Origin of the sequence: Sporosarcina contaminans (genome assembly GCF_042679045.1) — a bacterium.
In the GTDB taxonomy this organism is placed as follows: domain Bacteria; phylum Bacillota; class Bacilli; order Bacillales_A; family Planococcaceae; genus Sporosarcina; species Sporosarcina contaminans.
The window spans coordinates 1-1295 of record NZ_JBHTLT010000061.1 but is presented as its reverse complement, the minus strand read 5'-3'; the positions used below and the strand labels follow the sequence as shown (position 1 = coordinate 1295).

The following is a 1295-nucleotide window of genomic DNA, read 5'->3' as shown; positions in this document are numbered from 1 at the left end:
CCACCTGTTCTATTTTAGGGACTTATTGGACAGCCCCTTTGTTGTTTTTGGATAAATGATTATAAAAAAAGTAATTGATTAGGAGGGGGGTAGGTTGTATGGAGAATTGGTAATTATGTAGCAACATATTTTCTGAAAAAAAGAGGGGAAGCAGGTGGACAGATTAATGCAGAGTGGTTTTCTGCATAACTTATGGCGGAGGCATCCGCAAGCGCCGAAGCGTGTTTAGGGAAATCTCATTGTTTGTACTACTATGAACAGACATTTTCGGTGGCCTCAATTTACTAGCTGGGTTTTACTTTGATATTTTAAATGCTATAGAACAGCGAAAATCATAACCGCCATCCGAAATGAAATTTAGTCAATAAGAAGAAGGAGAGGAGGTTTGCTATACAGCTTTCAATAAAGAATAGTGATTTCTTTAAAATCTTGTTATTTTCCTCTCCCTATAAAAGGTGATTCGCAAAGTTAAATGGGAATTACCAAAAAACTTTGTAGCCTATTGTAAAATCAACTGATAGTTTGCTATGTAGTTGCTTTCTTCAAATATTTCTTTCGGACTTTTGGAAGTCCATTCTTCTACGGTCATATCGGGATACAGATTTAAGTAAGATCTAATCATTTTGTATCCTTCGCTATAGCAGTAATATTTAGGGAAACCATGAGTTCCATTTATCGCCATATCTTGAAATTCTCCAGTAAGACTATTCTCAAGATATGGTTCAACCTTGCTCCAATACTCATTGTTAAAACCATCGTCAACCACAAGATAACTGCTGTTTAAGTCGGGAAACACAAAGGTTTCAAACATTACGGCTTGTCCTTCTACCATTAAATAATCCAATCCCGTTTCATAATTGTTTTTCGAAAAATGCTTTTCCATCCAAACACTATGATGATATTCATGGGCCATACCTGATTTAAAATATCGATCAAATCCCATGTAAAAGACGGCAATTTTTCCAGATCCAATTGTTACCATGTCATATGGAGTTCTATCATTTCCAGGAAATATGCATACGGTCGTTTCTTTATCTGTGGTAAGTATGTCTGAGGATTTAATAAGTGAATCCTCAAACACCTCATTTAATTGATCTGTATTCATTGAGTCAATTTGATTTTTAATACGATCAAATTCACTTTTTCTTGGCATCCATTTAACTATATCCGTAGAATCCATGTTTACAAGTTGTGTAGTGCAAAATAGAAGTACAGAGTTTTGAAGAGGAAAAGTACATAACGTTGCAACACAAGTTTTAATAAAAAAAGGCTTGCCAGCCTTCCAATATTTCTCT

At 35.1% G+C, this 1295-nt stretch carries 1 protein-coding gene; it reads right to left on the bottom strand.

Annotation, left to right across the window (positions count from 1 at the left end):
* Nucleotides 1–499: 499 nt before the first annotated feature.
* On the bottom strand, nt 500–1295 hold a 796-nt coding region (locus ACFQ38_RS11350), incomplete at its 5' end, for a DUF2268 domain-containing putative Zn-dependent protease (RefSeq protein ID WP_381480959.1).